At 41.3% G+C, this 14,662-nt stretch carries 16 protein-coding genes; 2 read left to right on the forward strand and 14 right to left on the reverse strand.

All coding sequences use genetic code 11. The features are described 5' to 3' along the window. Positions 1-265: 265 nt before the first annotated feature. Entirely contained in the window at positions 266-496 is a 231-nt protein-coding gene (locus tag NCCP133_RS17630; RefSeq protein WP_264806423.1) for a hypothetical protein, read from the reverse strand. A gap of 365 nt (positions 497-861) precedes the next feature. On the opposite strand from NCCP133_RS17630, the gene pdaB reads away from it, so the two are divergent. After that, positions 862-1,614 carry a polysaccharide deacetylase family sporulation protein PdaB gene (gene pdaB, locus NCCP133_RS17635; protein ID WP_264806424.1) on the forward strand — a complete coding sequence of 251 codons (753 nt, stop codon included), beginning with the start codon at positions 862-864 and terminating at the stop codon, positions 1,612-1,614. A 137-nt stretch (positions 1,615-1,751) separates the two neighbouring features. On the opposite strand, the gene NCCP133_RS17640 is transcribed toward pdaB, so the two are convergent. Then, on the reverse strand, positions 1,752-2,384 hold the full coding sequence (locus NCCP133_RS17640) for a KinB-signaling pathway activation protein (protein WP_264806425.1): 633 nt from the start codon (positions 2,382-2,384) through the stop codon (positions 1,752-1,754). A 147-nt stretch (positions 2,385-2,531) separates the two neighbouring features. Between NCCP133_RS17640 and gerD the strand changes: the two genes are divergently transcribed. Next, a complete protein-coding gene (gene gerD / locus NCCP133_RS17645; protein ID WP_264806427.1) occupies positions 2,532-3,179 on the forward strand; it encodes a spore germination lipoprotein GerD in 648 nt (215 codons plus the stop codon). Positions 3,180-3,227: 48 nt separating this feature from the next. Here the strand turns inward: gerD and NCCP133_RS17650 are convergent, their stop codons facing one another. From NCCP133_RS17650 to NCCP133_RS17705, 12 genes are all read right to left on the reverse strand, one after another. Further along, positions 3,228-4,286 (reverse strand): Mrp/NBP35 family ATP-binding protein, encoded by a 1,059-nt coding sequence (locus NCCP133_RS17650; RefSeq protein ID WP_264806429.1) that lies wholly within the window; start codon positions 4,284-4,286, stop codon positions 3,228-3,230. Positions 4,287-4,460: 174 nt separating this feature from the next. Beyond that, positions 4,461-5,183, reverse strand: coding sequence for an N-acetylmuramoyl-L-alanine amidase CwlD (cwlD, locus tag NCCP133_RS17655; RefSeq protein WP_264806637.1), 723 nt, complete (start codon positions 5,181-5,183; stop codon positions 4,461-4,463). Positions 5,184-5,295: 112 nt separating this feature from the next. After that, positions 5,296-5,739: a YbaK family protein gene (locus NCCP133_RS17660; RefSeq protein ID WP_264806431.1), complete on the reverse strand. Its 444-nt coding sequence runs from the start codon at positions 5,737-5,739 to the stop codon at positions 5,296-5,298. Positions 5,740-5,867: 128 nt separating this feature from the next. Further along, positions 5,868-7,136, reverse strand: a complete 1,269-nt coding sequence (locus NCCP133_RS17665; protein ID WP_264806432.1) for a glutamate-5-semialdehyde dehydrogenase — start codon at positions 7,134-7,136, stop codon at positions 5,868-5,870. A 24-nt stretch (positions 7,137-7,160) separates the two neighbouring features. Continuing rightward, positions 7,161-8,282, reverse strand: coding sequence for a glutamate 5-kinase (gene proB / locus NCCP133_RS17670; RefSeq protein WP_264806434.1), 1,122 nt, complete (start codon positions 8,280-8,282; stop codon positions 7,161-7,163). A 36-nt stretch (positions 8,283-8,318) separates the two neighbouring features. Beyond that, positions 8,319-9,161 carry a pyrroline-5-carboxylate reductase gene (gene proC / locus NCCP133_RS17675; protein ID WP_264806436.1) on the reverse strand — a complete coding sequence of 281 codons (843 nt, stop codon included), beginning with the start codon at positions 9,159-9,161 and terminating at the stop codon, positions 8,319-8,321. A gap of 987 nt (positions 9,162-10,148) precedes the next feature. Then, positions 10,149-10,541, reverse strand: coding sequence for a 30S ribosomal protein S9 (gene rpsI, locus NCCP133_RS17680; protein WP_026583690.1), 393 nt, complete (start codon positions 10,539-10,541; stop codon positions 10,149-10,151). 20 nt (positions 10,542-10,561) lie between these two features. Then, positions 10,562-10,999 (reverse strand): 50S ribosomal protein L13, encoded by a 438-nt coding sequence (gene rplM, locus NCCP133_RS17685; protein WP_009336613.1) that lies wholly within the window; start codon positions 10,997-10,999, stop codon positions 10,562-10,564. Between the two features lie 232 nt (positions 11,000-11,231). After that, positions 11,232-11,969, reverse strand: a complete 738-nt coding sequence (truA, locus tag NCCP133_RS17690; protein WP_264806437.1) for a tRNA pseudouridine(38-40) synthase TruA — start codon at positions 11,967-11,969, stop codon at positions 11,232-11,234. A 12-nt stretch (positions 11,970-11,981) separates the two neighbouring features. Further along, positions 11,982-12,779 (reverse strand): energy-coupling factor transporter transmembrane component T family protein, encoded by a 798-nt coding sequence (locus NCCP133_RS17695; RefSeq protein ID WP_264806438.1) that lies wholly within the window; start codon positions 12,777-12,779, stop codon positions 11,982-11,984. Continuing rightward, positions 12,776-13,645, reverse strand: a complete 870-nt coding sequence (locus NCCP133_RS17700; RefSeq protein ID WP_264806439.1) for an energy-coupling factor ABC transporter ATP-binding protein — start codon at positions 13,643-13,645, stop codon at positions 12,776-12,778. The genes NCCP133_RS17695 and NCCP133_RS17700 overlap by 4 nt, the downstream gene beginning before the upstream one ends. After that, positions 13,621-14,460 carry an energy-coupling factor ABC transporter ATP-binding protein gene (locus NCCP133_RS17705; RefSeq protein WP_264806440.1) on the reverse strand — a complete coding sequence of 280 codons (840 nt, stop codon included), beginning with the start codon at positions 14,458-14,460 and terminating at the stop codon, positions 13,621-13,623. Before NCCP133_RS17705 ends, NCCP133_RS17700 begins: the two co-directional genes overlap by 25 nt. Positions 14,461-14,662: the final 202 nt, after the last annotated feature.

Genomic DNA, 14,662 nt, shown 5'->3' on the forward strand with positions numbered 1-14,662 from the left:
CAAACTCTCCATATAAGAGTTGATTAAGCTCGGTTTGTCTTTTCAAAAAAGACTAAAGAATTAACGTTGACGTTTTTGTTCGTTCAGTTTTCAAAGATCAATCTGCCGCTTAAGCGACTTTATTAATATATCACTTATAGACTTAAACGTCAACAACTTTTTTGAGTTGTTTTTGTTTGTCGTCATCAGCGACGTTTACTAATATACCAAGATACCATTTATAAGTCAACAGTTATTTATAACTTTATTAAGTGAAATGAGCATATCAACCTTTTTGTTCTCGTTGATTGCGCGGACGCATGTATTTTAAACAATCTGATGGTGTTGCCACACGCTGGAATAATGAAAATAAAATTTGATATCTTTCTTCCATAGCTCTTTTTACAATATGGTCGATTCGATCGTCCATTAAATCGAATGAGATTTCATCCATCTCACGCTTAATAAGATACTCCATTTCTTTTACTTCTTTTTGGTTTATAAGCATACCTTTCATATCCATTGCCCCCTGATTATTTAATATGCTTTATTAGCTTGTCCTCCGCTCTTACTACAAGCACTCAGACAATCCCTAAGCGTTTGCTTGATCTTACTTTGCCAAACACTGTGCGCAGACATTTAGCCAGCACCTGCAAATAAAATCCGCCAAAAGAAAAGTGAATGGTTTTCAAGGATCTTGTTCGATCCCAAAAACCATCATATTGCAAAAGTCTATATTAAGCTTTAACAATATTTTACGTTTTATGTTCCTGTAGTATTTTTCCATTTATGTTTTTTTATGAATTAAAATTTTACTCATGTATAAGACAAGTTGAGCATAGGTATAAGACAAGGAATGTATCGGACGAGGTGAATGAGATTATGAACTTTTTTTATGTGCTAAATGGGAAATCGTTAAAGCAAATATCGTTAGTCGTAATTGCAGCATTTTTTACTGCTTGGTTCCTCTACATGGAGAACATTGTCCATATGCCTGCATTTTCAGCAAAAGACGGCCCAAAGGCAGTTTACAAAGGTGAAAAAGATTTAGCCATCACCTTTAATATTGGATGGGGGGATGTCAAAGCAGAACCAATTCTTGAAATTCTCAAAAAAAAAGGCGTAAAGTCTGCGACATTTTTCCTTGCTGGTTCCTGGGCGGAGCGCCATCCGGATTTAGTGGCCAGAATTGTGAAAGAGGGATACGAAATTGGAATATTGGGCTACGGTTATGAGGATTATACTGAGCTTGAAGAGGATAAAATCAGGCGTGACCTTGCAAAGGCACAAGAAGCTTTTAGAAAGCTAAATATTAAAGATATTAAGCTGGTTCGTGCCCCAACCGGACATTTTGATCAAAAAACCTTAAAGGCTGCCGAAAGAATGGGGTATACGGTTGTTCATTGGAGTGTTGATTCAAAAGATTGGACCAACCCAGGGGTTCAGACAATAGTTAAAAATGTTGCTAGGGCTAAAAATGGAGATATTATTTTGCTTCATGCATCAGATTCGGCCAAACAAACAGCAAAAGCCCTTCCGCTCATTTTAGATGATGTAAAAGCTAAAGGCCTAAAGCTTGTGTCCGTTTCGGAAATGATTGCCAATGCTGACACTAAGACAAATGAAATTAAGTGAAACATTATCAAAAGGGTAGCTCTCCCGCCCTGCTGATGGTTAGCCGAAACAAGCAAGTTTTACAATCTGTTGATTTCCTCTTTAATATGGGATTGCTGCTGCCGTTAACCCAGGATAAAGCAAACAAAAGCCACCCATTATTTGGATGGCTTTTTAGCTATTGCGCTTCTCTGTTTTTGAGAGTCTTTATTTAGTTTATGAAGAATAAGCAGCTGATAGGTGTTGCAAGCTAATAACGGGATCAACATTAAGTAAAGCCAGCTTTTTTCATTGACTCTTAAGACCGGCACCCACTCAATGGCTGTAACTGCAACCATAAAAAAGACAGCCGGAATAAACGCATGCTGATTCGTTTGCTTTACCTTAATTGCTGCAACTACAAGTCCGACTATAAGAAGAAAAAACGCAATGCTAAAGTACGGGAAGAGACTGTCTCCCTCATTAGCGAAAGCTTTATACCGAAAATAAACTAAATCAAACAGTGCAAATAATATAAGCACAATCTGGATTGGGTTCCACAAGCCTTTAAAAATCCCCAAACCAAAACGGTGTACAGTTAAATAAGCAAAAAATCCCATTTGGCTTACAATACTAAAAATTAAGCCGACACCTACAAGCCAGAATAACACTGACAGAATTTCAAGAATATCAAAGTCAGCAAAGATAGGTGCAAATTCATCCCAACGAACAATAAATCCTACAACTCCAGTCGTAAAACCTCCAACCAAGAGAGTGGATATAAAAAGCTTTACCCAATTGCGGCTAGTCAATTTATTTTTCCCCCATAATAAAAAAATTCATACCTTATGATTGTACCAACCAAAGTTTGAAAAATCTAGGCATTGTATTTCCACCGCATAATATTTGCTGATTTTCTTCATTCTAAAGGTAAGGATATCTCTGAAAGGAGCCTCACTATGCTAAAAAAATTCCGTTTGCTCCTGCCATTTGCAATTGTGCTTTTCATTTCAGGCTGCGGACAAGGTGAATCCGGCGGCCAAATGGATTATGAGCAGACTAAAAAAATGGTTGTAGATATATTAAAAACAGACGATGGAAAAAAGGCAATTGAAGAGTTGATGGCAGATGATAAAATGAAAGAAAAACTTGTCATGGACCAAAAAGTTGTAGCTGAGACAATTGAGAAAACACTAACTTCTGAAAAAGGAACTGAGTTTTGGAAAAAGTCTTTTGAAGATCCAAAATTCGCCGAAAGCATGGCAAAAAGCATGCAAAAAGAAAATGAACAGCTTTTGAAAGACTTGATGAAAGATCCTGAATATCGGGGTATGATGATCGAAGTCCTAAAAGATCCAGAACTTGAAAAAGAAGTAACCAATGTCCTTAAAAGCAAGGAATATCGTGAACACCTAAAGAAAGTAATGACTGAAACCTTCGAAAGCCCACTTTTTAAAGCGAAAATTCAAGACATCCTTCTTAAAGCTGCAGAAGATGTTAAAAGCGGCGAACAGCAAGGAGGAGGAGAAGGCGGCGATGACAGCGGTGGCGGCGGCCAAGGTCAAGACCAAGGCGGTGACGGCGGTGGCGGTGGCGGTGGCGCTTAATATTAAATGAAAATGAAAACCTCTTCCAGTTCGGAAGAGGTTTCTTTATTACTTGCTTTCAACAGCTTGTATTACTTTACGTGCAATATCCGTATATATTTGTCCAAGTTTATGCTCTTCCTCATAAATAGATGGTGCAAAATCTTCTTCATTCCAATCAGGCTGCTGAAGCGGCAGCTGTCCTAGCACTTCTGTTCTTAGTTCATCAGCCAGCTTTTCACCGCCGCCTTGGCCAAAGACATGCTCTCTCTCGCCTGTTAGTTTGCTTTCAAAATATGCCATGTTTTCAATAACACCTAAAATTTCATGTTCTGTACGAAGTGCCATTGCTCCTGCACGAGCGGCAACAAATGCTGCAGTCGGATGTGGAGTTGTGACCACGATCTCTTTAGAGGAAGGCAGCATTGTATGTACATCCAACGCAACATCGCCAGTTCCTGGAGGCAAATCAAGAAGCAAATAATCCAATTCGCCCCACTCCACTTCATTAAAGAAGCTGTTCAGCATTTTGCCTAGCATAGGTCCTCTCCAGATAATAGGTGCATTATCTTCAACAAAAAACCCCATCGAAATGACTTTGACACCAAAGCGTTCTACTGGCAGGATTCTTTCTCCCCTGACAACAGGACGCTTTGTAATCCCCATCATATCCGGAACACTGAATCCATAGATATCAGCATCAATTAAGCCAACCTTTTTGCCTAGCCTTGCAAGCGATACAGCAAGGTTTACAGAAACAGTAGATTTCCCAACTCCGCCTTTTCCACTTGCAATCGCAATAAACTCAGTTTTATTCCCAGGAGAAAGGAGACCTTTATCTTCTCCCACAGATGCCTCTTTGTATTGTGAAAGCACTTCTTCAGGAAGCTCACTGAAGCGAATGCCGACTGTTTCTGCTCCAGCTTCTTTTAAAAGGTTCACAATTTGAGTCTGTAGCTGAAGCTGTTCAGCTGTCCCTGTTTTAGCAACTTGAATCTTTACGCTGACATGGTTCTTTTCTTCTTTAATTTTAATTTCTTCAATGGCATTTAGTTCGCCCAAAGTTTTATATAAAAATGGTTCCTGTAATCCGCTTAAAACTTCACTAACTCTCTGTTCCGTTAACATCTTTGCACCCGCCTTTTGTATTCATTTCCATTTCAGTATAACATATTGAATATTCTTTACTGTTAATTCTATCACATCCCATTTTTTATCACTTTTCCCCCGTTTCTCAACCTTATATCAGAGTGTTAAATTCATCTGAAGCTTCCGCAAAAAAGATGCCTTGTCAGCATCTTTTTACTCCCATGTCTCTGTTAGTTCTTTCTCATTCGTATAATAGCGCAAGATTCCGTTATAAATGGACGCAGCAATTTTATCCTGATATTCATCATTTTTCAGGTTGGCTCTTTCTCCCGGATTCGACAAAAATCCAACTTCCACTAAAACGCCTGGTTTCTTGGCATATTTTAAAATAAACACATTGTTTAATGGTTTCGAATTACGCTTGGTATTTTCAAGGTTGCGGCGCAGCTCGTCCTGTATAAATTTAGCAGCCCTTGCATTCTCCTTGATACCCGGGGCATAGAAGGTCTGGGCACCCCTCCAGCGTGGAGAAGGAATAGAATTCAAATGAATACTTACATAAAATTCAGCGTCGGAAGTATTGATCATTTCCAGCCGCTTTTTAAGATCCTCCACTTTTCTTCTGCTATAGCCTCTGGTGCCCTCAGATGCAAGATCCCTGTCATTCTCTCTTGTCATAATGACAAGAGCCCCCTGCTCCTGAAGATAATCCCTTACCTTTAAAGAGACATCAAGGGCGATATCTTTCTCAAGAGTACCTTGATCACCAGCACCCCCATCCGGTCCTCCATGACCCGGATCAAGCAAGATAATCTTACCTGTTAAAGGCAGGTTCCACGATTCCCAGGAATCATCATTAGAAAAATCATACTGCAAAATGAGAAAAAGGACGATAAGCCCGATCGCAAAACCGCCTATTTTAAATTTTTTCTTCATTTGTCCCATTCAGTCCCTCCTGCTTATCCTCATTTCAATATATGGGACAAGAAGGGATTCTAGAACTTAGAAATAAGGACAGCTCAGCCTTACGCAGGTTTAACAGAAGGGATCAATGGAGACGGAGTTTCCGTCTTCTTTCCCCTTTATTAAACCCCTCTGACCACCAGCTGTTTACATATTGCTCACACCTATAATAAAGGGATTCACTCATGATGGCCTCCGAACCATGGCCCCAGTATAAAAAAAAGTTATATAATGTATCGACCAAATGCTTATGTTCCTTTTCGCATCTTGGTTTGACTTGTTCCATGGATTCGCCATAGTATCCAAAACGGCTAAAGGTAGCGCCAAGCAAATACGCTTCTATCGCTACATCATAACAGGCCTCTTCAATTCCGGAATTCATCATGAGCCCTGTAACAAACCTGGATGACCCAAAGAATTGCTGAACTCTTTCTTTTAGAACTTTTATTGAAATTTCCCGAAGGACTGATTTTTCATATTTAATTTGCTTTTCTCTTTTTTTCTCTTTGAACGTCGTTATGACAGTCACTTCTTTTTCACCCCTTGAAGATAGTCTTTATCTGCCGCAGGGTAGAAATACAAAAAGCATTCACGATTCGGCTGCCAATTTTTTATGTAAAAAGAAGCCCTAGCCTTAAGCTAGAGCTACTCTTTTCCTTATCGGATTTGTCCCTCTCCGGACATAAGATATTTACGGGTAGTAAGCGCTGGAAGCCCCATTGGTCCTCTCGCATGAAGCTTTTGAGTTGAAATTCCAATTTCAGCGCCAAAGCCTAACGCTCCTCCATCTGTAAACCTTGTCGATGCATTATGGTAAAGTGCTGCAGCGTCCACTAACTTCATAAACTTCTTTGCAGTCTCTGTGTTTTCAGTGATAATTGTTTCAGAATGCTTTGTGCCATATTCATCAATATGATCAATCGCATCTTCAATGCTGCCGACCGTTTTAACAGCCAAATCTAAGCTAAGATATTCATTCGCCCAATCATTTTCATCCGCTGGCTGTACATCAGGAAGGGCAGCCGCTGCTGACTCATCGCCATGGACAGCAACGCCATGCTTTTTAAGGGCTTCTGCTAGCAGCTCCTTATGCTCGTTAAGCCAAGCTTCGTGTACAATTAGCGTTTCTGCAGCATTGCAGACAGCAGGACGGTCTGTTTTTGCATTGATAAGGATATTGATTGCCTTCTCTGTGTCTGCTTCCTTATCAACGTAAATATGGCAATTTCCCACGCCCGTTTCCAGCACAGGAACTGTTGCATTTTCAACGACCGCCTTAATTAAAGACGCTCCTCCCCGAGGGATCAATACATCGATATGCTCTTTCATGGTGAATAGCTGCTGTGTAGCTTCTCTGTCTACCGTATCGATGAATTGAACTGCATCCTTTGGTATCTTTGTTTTTTCCAGTGCTTTATGAATAATCTCCACAATTGCTTTATTTGAATATAGAGCAGAAGATCCGCCTTTCAGCACAATAGCATTTCCTGATTTTAAGGCAAGGCCGGCTGCATCCGCAGTTACATTCGGGCGCGCTTCGTAAATCATGCCTATAACGCCCAGCGGTACTCTTACCTCTTCTACTTTCAAACCATTATCTAGCGTCCACCCGGACATAACATCCCCAATTGGGTCTTGAAGTTCTGCAACATTGCGAAGTCCTTCTGCAAAATCAAATATCCGATCTTTATTTAGAGCAAGACGATCCATAAAGGCCGGCTCAAACCCTTTTTCTTCTCCATTTTTCAAATCATTTAGATTTGCTGCAATAATCGATTCGTATCCCGCTTCCAAAGCATCCGCTATAGTGTGGAGTGCTTCATTCTTCTCTTCTGTAGTCAATATACTTAATGTTTTGGCAGCCTTTTTTGCCTTTTTTGCCTGTTCTTCTACTATATTTGTCTTTACTGCTGCTGCAGTAGTCATTGAATCCCTCCTATTGTATCTACATTAAACAAGTGCCGGCAGCTTAAAATCCCGTGAACAAACAATCGTTTCTTGTGCAATGGCCGGTTCAAGTTCGTTTTCATCTGCTACAGCTTCATTTAACTGTTCATCGGAGTAATTGATCCTGCCGAGCCCAATTTCTATTCCATTTTCATCAAAGATGCGGACAACCGCACCGTCCTTAAATCGACCTTTAACATCCTGTATATCAGAACGATATACATTTTCATTTTTATCAATAATGGCAGTTTTGGCATTAGAGTTAATTGTCACTTTGCCTTCTGGACCTGAATGGAAAGCGATCCACTGCCTTTGATTATCGAGGTTGAATGCATCAGGCTCCTGTTCAAAATAAGTTCCTTTTGCCGTACCTTCTACAGCATCCATTAAGATATTCTCGGTTCCCGCCTTTCCTAAAAAAGAATCAATTCCTGCTGCCATCGCAATTTTCACAGCCTGGATTTTGGATTTCATGCCGCCTGTTCCAACAGCACTTCCTGATCCTCCAGCAGCCGCCTCTATTTCCGGTGTAATGGAATGAACGTTTTCCAAAAGCATTGCATTTGGATTATCATTCGGATTGCTGTCATAAAGGCCATCAATATCCGATAAAATGATAAGGAAATCGGCATCAATCAAGCCCGCAACTTTGGCAGCAAGTGTATCATTGTCCCCAAATCTTAACCGGTCGACTGTTACCGTATCATTTTCATTGATAATTGGAATGATTCCGCGCTCCAATAATACATTCATCGTGTTATGCATATTTCCATAACGTTTTTCATCAGAGAAGTCACTTCTTGTAATTAAAATCTGTGAAGCCACGTATCCGTGAGACAAAAAGAGTTCTGAATAAGATTCCATTAATAGTCCCTGGCCAATTGAAGCTGCAGCCTGTTTTTCTGAAAGGGATGATGGCCGGTCAATGCACCCGAGTTTGCGATAGCCCGCTGCAACTGCTCCTGATGAAACGACAGCTGTTTCATACCCAGCATCCTTCAATGCCACAATTTGATCCGCAAGATTTTCAAGCTTCCTGCGGCTGATCTCGCCATGCATGCTTGTTAATGAGCTGCTTCCAATCTTAATAACAACTCTTTTTATCTGTTTTTCTTTTCTAAACATCTAATACCTCCTGTGATTTTTTGCTGCCTTTTATCGTTAGGAAGTGACAAGAGCACCTTCCAATTCCTCGCTTATTTCCTTCGAACGTTTCGCCGCATGCTCGACTGCCTGCGAAATGGCTTCTCCACCCTTGTATTTTCTAAGCGCCTCCAGCCCAGATGCCGTAGTGCCGTTTGGTGAAGTTACTTTCTCCCTTAGTGAAGTCGGTGCCTCTTCCTTTTCCAGTACCATCTTGGCCGCGCCAAAAATAGTTTGGGCAACGATCTTTCGAACCGTTTCTTGATCCATGCCTTTTTCTACTCCCACCCGCTCCATGTTTTCCATCAAATAATAGAAGTAGGCAGGGCCGCTCCCCGCTAATCCAGTAAATACATCCATCTGGTCTTCATCGATGATATATACCTCACCCATGCATTCAAGCAGTTCCTTAACCAATTCAACATTGGCCATGCTCGTATTCTTGCCAGCCACGACAGCCGTAGCCGACTCCTGAATCATGCTCGAAGTGTTTGGCATAACGCGGACAACCTGCTGTCCTGTATTCAAATGCTCTTCCATAAACTCGGTTGTTATGCCTGCTAAAACAGAAAGGATCACCTGGTTGGGCTTCATTTTGTCTTTAATAGAACGCAGAGCCTCTTCTGCTCCCTTTGGCTTCATGGCTAAAATGAATAAATCGATTTTTTCAAATGGCAGCTCGCTCTGCGGCATCGTATTCACATCGTATTTAGCTCGAATTTCATCAAGTCTGAAAGCATTGCTCTTGTTAGTGACATAAACCTGATCTGCGGGCATTCTTTCAGCTGTAATCACCCCTGAGATCATTGACTCTGCCATTGAACCGGCCCCTAAAAAAGCAATCATTTTATTTTCTAACATACACATCCTCCTTCGATGATTAATCTGTTCGTAAAACCGTTCATTCTTTCAACGTTATTTATCGTAACATGCCGAGATTCATATTCAAGGATATATCGGCAAGTCAGCAGGATAAGGCCGAGATAGTTAATGAAAACGCTAACATTAATATCTAAGCATCCTCTTAGACTCTCTCAGGCTGAATAATCCTTTCTGAAGCCGATATTTGCAGAAATATAATTTTCCATTTTATGCATAGGGGCTTTACCCGACAAGAACCAACAGGAAGCATATGATAAATCACTGAACAAATACCCAGCAGCTTCCTTTCATGTGTCTCCCCCAATTTCACTCTTCACTGCCTGTAAAGAAGGTGGCTCCATAAAAAGCTCCCCGTTTAACATTAAATGACGAACTCTAATGGATTTATCAGCCGGCTGAAAGGTTGTTCTTTAACCTTTTGGACAAATTGAAAGAAATAGTGAGGCGACTCCCCAGAGACAACAAGCATAAGTCGATCCCTGTAAGAAGGTGTTTATTCCTTCTGGAAGGGAACGGCCTAGACCGAGAGTCACAAGAAACCGAAACTAGACACGCTCATGACCCGAAAACGGGTTGCGCCTGGAGCTAGACAGTTATCTAAGTTCAAAAGGATATAAATTCTGATATTATAAAAAAAGGCTATTTTCGCAAAGGTGTTGCTCACAAATTAATTTTACTAACTGAGTTGATTGGGGCGGAAGGCACTTGATCCTCGAAAATGCTGACGCATTTCCTTCGTGCGTGTTCATTCGAGGAAGCTTATTCAATGTCCTGCGGGAAGAGAGGGGGCGGGAGACCCCACAGGCGTGAAACGCCGAGGAGGCTTCCGTTCCTCCCCGCGGAAAGCAAGTGACTGGAGCGGAAATCAACGGGCAAGCTTTATAGTCCAAAAACAACAATCTATACGAAAAGAGCCTAAAAAAAAGACCCCCAACCAATAGTTGAGAGTCTTTGAAACGCTGATAATTAACGCTTTGAGAACTGAGGTGCACGACGAGCACCTTTAAGACCGTATTTCTTACGTTCTTTCATACGTGCGTCACGAGTTAATAGTCCTGCGCGCTTAAGTGTTGGACGGAATTCTGGATCAGCTTGAAGCAGTGCACGAGCGATACCGTGGCGGATTGCGCCAGCTTGACCAGTGTATCCACCGCCGTTTACATTTACAAGAATGTCGTAGCTGTTAAGTGTTTCAGTAGCTACAAGCGGCTGTTTTACAACTTCACGCAAAGCTGCAAAAGGAATGTAATCTGTGATTTCACGACCATTGATGATGATTTTACCGTCGCCTGGAACTAAACGAACACGTGCAACGGAGCTCTTACGACGACCAGTACCAATATATTGAACCTGTGCCAAGTTAATAACCTCCCTAAAAATTATCCACGAAGTTCGTAAACTTCAGGTTGTTGTGCTTGGTGCTTATGTTCGCTACCAGCATATACGTGTAATTTTTTGAACATTTGACGACCAAGAGAGTTCTTTGGAAGCATGCCTTTGATTGCAAGCTCAAGCATTCTCTCAGGGTAGTTTGTACGCATTTCAAGAGCAGTTCTTGTCTTTAGACCACCTGGGTGCATGCTATGACGGTAGTAGATCTTGTCAGTAAGCTTTTTCCCAGTAAGTTCGATTTTTGAAGCGTTAATAAGAATTACATGATCACCAGTATCAACATGTGGTGTATAAGTTGGTTTATGTTTACCACGTAGGATTGATGCTACTTCACTAGCAAGACGACCAAGAGTTTTGCCTTCAGCATCAATCACGTACCATTTACGTTCGATATTGTTTGAATTCGCCATAAACGTTGTACGCATCAGTTTCCCTCCTAATAAATCCATCATAATCATTTTGGTTTAATATATTCGACACAATAAGTTCCGGGGCTTATCGTGGTTTTAATAATAATACCATATGCTATATTATAACTTTGACAGTCCAATGTCAAGGGAATGTTACACCTGGTTTAGTTGTTTTAAGATCTTTTTTATAAAGAATCTGGCTTTACAACGCGTCCCGGTGGTTCCTCGCTGTTTTTTTACCAAAATTTTAATAAAAAACTTTCCACAAATATAAGCCTTGCGGAGGTGCTGTTTTCCCTGCTGCGGATCTATTTTTCTCCTTAATTACAAAGGGCATGGAATAAGGGTCTCTTTCTCCGATGCCAACTTCAAGGAGTGTACCGGCTAGAATCCGGACCATGTTGTATAAAAATCCAGTTCCTTTAAAACAGAAGATGAGCATATCTTCTTCTTCAAGAACATTTATCCCCTGAATTTCTCTTACCTTATCTTCGACTTCTGTTTTTGCTGAACAAAAACTGGTGAAATCATGTGTCCCTATTAAATCTGCTGTTGCTCTTTTTATAGACTCTAAATTTACGGAAAAGGGATATTGATAAGCATAATGCCGCTTAAACGGATCTCTCCTGGGCGATAAATGGACAAAATATCGATATTCCTTCCCTTTGGCATCAAAGCGAACATGGAAGTCACTTGCAGCTCTTTCTGTGCCTATGATTGCCACATCACCCGGCAGCATGGAATTTAAGGCAAGCTCCCATTTTTCAAGAGGAATATTGAGAGGCGAATCGAAATGAATCGCCTGACCCCTTGCATGGACACCCGCATCCGTTCTGCCGGAAGCTATAACCTTTATGTCTTCTCCTTTGTGAAGCTTCTTTAAAGCCCGCTCCAGCTCTCCTTGAACAGTCCGCTTATAGGGCTGGATCTGATAGCCGGCAAAATGGGTGCCATCATACGTAACAGTACATTTAAACCTTTGCATCACTCAGCTCCATCATATCCTCAGCAAAACTAATACCAGTGTCAATGCGGCAAGGACGGCAATCATTCCAGTATCCTTTAGGCCCCAGCTTAGCTGCCTGTATTTCGTTCTTCCTTCTCCACCCCGGTAACCGCGTGCTTCCATCGCTACAGCAAGTTCCTCAGCCCGTTTAAAAGAACTGACAAACAAAGGGATGAGCAGCGGGATAATCGCTTTAACCCGCTCTTTAATTGGCCCGCTTGTAAAATCGACTCCCCTTGCCGTCTGCGCTTTCATGATCTTATCTGTTTCCTGCATCAGAGTAGGGATAAACCTGAGAGAAATAGACATCATCAGAGCCAGCTCATGAACTGGGAATTTAACTTTATTCAAGGGGGCAAGCAAGCTTTCAAGTCCATCTGTTATTTCAATCGGAGTTGTTGTCAATGTCAAAATGGAAGTCATCAGGATGAGCAGGAAGAAGCGCAAAGAAATAAAAACCCCTTGTCTAAAGCCTTCCTCATAAATGGTTAACCAGCCAAATTGAAAAATGACTTCTCCTTCTTTCGTCAAGAACAAGTGCAGAAATAAAGTAAAAACAACAAGGAGAAGGACAGGCTTCAACCCTGTATATATAAATCTAAATGGTACTTTTGACAAGCCAATCATAAAAAGAGTATAAATCGTTAACAAGCCATAACTTAGCATATTATTTGCAAGGAATACGATGCAAACAAATAAAAAGATAAGAATTAGCTTTGAGCGGGGATCCATCCGGTGAATGACAGAGTCAGCAGGAACATAGCGTCCAAAAATCATCTTGTCCATCATTTCACAGCACCCCTTTTCACTATAGAAGCAACCTCTTCAGCCAGCTCCTCCATTGTTAAGCATGTTTTAGAGAAACGGGTATTGAATGATCTTTCTATTTTCTGCTGAAAACGAACAACCTCCGGAACATCTAAGCCAAGCTTGAGCAGTCCCTCTGGTGAAGAAAAGATTTCTTTAGGGGTTCCCTTCTCATACACTTCTCCATTATGCATAATGACGATCTGGTCAGCAAAACGGGAGGCATCCTCCATGCTATGCGTTACCAGCACAGTTGAAAGTCCCCTCGTTTGATGCAAAGCATAGAACATATCCATAATCTCTTTTCTGCCGCGGGGATCAAGGCCTGCAGTCGGCTCGTCCAAAACAATAACATCTGGTTCCATAGCAAGCACGCCAGCAATCGCAACACGCCTCATTTGACCGCCTGATAAATCAAACGGTGATTTGTTCAAGATTTCTTCTGGAAGTCCCACTTGCTGGATTACAGTTTTTGCTCTTTTTTTGGCTTCCTCCTCAGAGATCCCAAAATTCATCGGTCCGAAACATATATCCTTCTCTACCGTTTCCTCAAACAGCTGATGCTCCGGAAACTGGAATACGATTCCTACCTTTTGCCGGACTTCCTTCAGCTTTTTCTGCTTTTTCTCTGAGGTAATAACCCGTTCCCCAATAACCACCATACCCTCAGTGGGCTTCAGCAGTGCATTCAAATGCTGGAGCACGGTAGACTTTCCTGATCCTGTATGGCCAATAATCGCCAGAAAGGTACCGGATGGTATATCGATGGACACATCTTTAATGGCGAGGCGTTCAAATGGTGTTTTAACTTGGTAACGGTATTCTACATTTTGGAGTGAGATGTCCATAATTCTTCCACCAACTCTTCTTCAGATAAATAATGACGGGATAGGGACAATCCTTTTTCTCTTAACATTTTGCTGAGCTTAACAGGAAAAGGGATATCTAAACCAAGCTTAACTAGCTCTTCATCCATTTGAAAGATTTTTTTTGGTATTCCCTCACGGTAAAGCTGTCCTTTGTTCATGACAAGAATTCGGTCCGCCTTTGCTGCTTCCTCTAAGTCATGAGTGATCGAGATAACCGTCATATTATAATCTTGCTTTAGCTCTCTAACTGTTTCCAATACCTCTTCACGCCCTCTTGGATCCAGCATGGAGGTTGACTCATCAAGAATGATAATATCCGGCCTTAGGGCAATGACGCCGGCTATAGCCACCCTTTGCTTCTGACCTCCGGAAAGATGGTGCGGCTCTTGATCAAGAAATTGTGCCATTTTGACTTTCTCTAATGATTGAGTAACTCTATGAACCATGTCATTTCTCTCAATTCCATGGTTTTCTAAACCAAAAGCCACATCATCCTGGACCGTCGTTCCAACAAACTGGTTATCCGGGTTTTGAAAGACCATGCCAATTTTCTTTCTAATCTCCCATACTGATTCTTCTGTCAAGTGTATTCCGCCTACACTAATATTCCCTTCTAAAGGAAAATGCAAGCCATTCAATAATTTTGCAAGTGTAGACTTTCCTGAGCCGTTATGACCTACAATCGCAAGCCATTCCCCTTTAACAATATCAAAAGAGACATTGCGCAGCGCATAACCAGTTTCAGCACCATATTTAAAAGAAACATTTTCTATTGCAACCAGCGGCTCTTTCATTCTAAGTCCTCCCCTCAACTCTGCTTCTCTCTTTATACTCTGCTTCAAGACTTTATGTTTGATTTTATGCCTAATAAAAAACCCGCCATGTTTGGCGAGCTTTAATAGTTTGATAATAGGTTATTTAACTGGATAGCAAGCGTTGAATGATACCTTTCTCCCACACTTGTATGACACAAGAAAATTGGGATTCTGCTATCTA

Source organism: Cytobacillus sp. NCCP-133 (genome assembly GCF_026011715.1).
GTDB lineage: Bacteria > Bacillota > Bacilli > Bacillales > Cytobacillaceae > Cytobacillus.

Coding starts and splice junctions, on each gene's coding strand:
- NCCP133_RS17630 (WP_264806423.1), bottom strand. CDS start 496: ATGAAAGGTATGCTTATAAACCAAAAAGAAGTAAAAGAAATGGAGTAT.
- pdaB (WP_264806424.1), top strand. CDS start 862: ATGAACTTTTTTTATGTGCTAAATGGGAAATCGTTAAAGCAAATATCG.
- gerD (WP_264806427.1), top strand. CDS start 2,532: ATGCTAAAAAAATTCCGTTTGCTCCTGCCATTTGCAATTGTGCTTTTC.
- NCCP133_RS17650 (WP_264806429.1), bottom strand. CDS start 4,286: ATGTTAACGGAACAGAGAGTTAGTGAAGTTTTAAGCGGATTACAGGAA.
- cwlD (WP_264806637.1), bottom strand. CDS start 5,183: ATGAAGAAAAAATTTAAAATAGGCGGTTTTGCGATCGGGCTTATCGTC.
- NCCP133_RS17665 (WP_264806432.1), bottom strand. CDS start 7,136: ATGACTACTGCAGCAGCAGTAAAGACAAATATAGTAGAAGAACAGGCA.
- proB (WP_264806434.1), bottom strand. CDS start 8,282: ATGTTTAGAAAAGAAAAACAGATAAAAAGAGTTGTTATTAAGATTGGA.
- proC (WP_264806436.1), bottom strand. CDS start 9,161: ATGTTAGAAAATAAAATGATTGCTTTTTTAGGGGCCGGTTCAATGGCA.
- rplM (WP_009336613.1), bottom strand. CDS start 10,999: ATGCGTACAACGTTTATGGCGAATTCAAACAATATCGAACGTAAATGG.
- truA (WP_264806437.1), bottom strand. CDS start 11,969: ATGCAAAGGTTTAAATGTACTGTTACGTATGATGGCACCCATTTTGCC.
- NCCP133_RS17695 (WP_264806438.1), bottom strand. CDS start 12,779: ATGATGGACAAGATGATTTTTGGACGCTATGTTCCTGCTGACTCTGTC.
- NCCP133_RS17700 (WP_264806439.1), bottom strand. CDS start 13,645: ATGGACATCTCACTCCAAAATGTAGAATACCGTTACCAAGTTAAAACA.
- NCCP133_RS17705 (WP_264806440.1), bottom strand. CDS start 14,460: ATGAAAGAGCCGCTGGTTGCAATAGAAAATGTTTCTTTTAAATATGGT.